Below are 387 nucleotides of genomic sequence, written 5' to 3' on the forward strand. Positions count from 1 at the left end.
GTTCTGGATAGGTGCTGGTGGTGGCCGCCAGATGCTGCAGGTGCGGCGCTTCCAGCTCGGTCATCGCCACTTGCAGTTCGGGCAGCGCGCCGAGTGCATCGCGCAGACGCGCGAGGTCACGTGGTCGCGCGTTGCGTAGACCGATTCGCGCCAGGATCCGCTCGATGTCGCCGATTTCCTTGAGCTGCGGTTGCAGCTTTTCAAAACGGTAGCCGTCGAGCAGGCAGCGGATCGACGTCTGGCGGGCGAGCAGCACTGTGAGATCGCGCAACGGTCGATTCAACCACCGAGTGAGCAAGCGACTGCCCATGGCGGTCTGGCAGCGATCGACCACCGATTGCAGTGTGTTGTCGCGGCCGCCGGCCAGGTTAGTGTCCAGCTCCAGGT

At 64.3% G+C, this 387-nt stretch carries 1 pseudogene; it reads right to left on the bottom strand.

The features are described 5' to 3' along the window. A pseudogene (locus AAEY83_RS13090) lies at positions 1–387 on the bottom strand (hypothetical protein); the annotation flags it as partial.

The sequence above is a fragment of the Psychrobacter sp. TB20-MNA-CIBAN-0197 genome, assembly GCF_040309765.1.
GTDB classification, from domain to species: domain Bacteria; phylum Pseudomonadota; class Gammaproteobacteria; order Pseudomonadales; family Moraxellaceae; genus Psychrobacter; species Psychrobacter submarinus.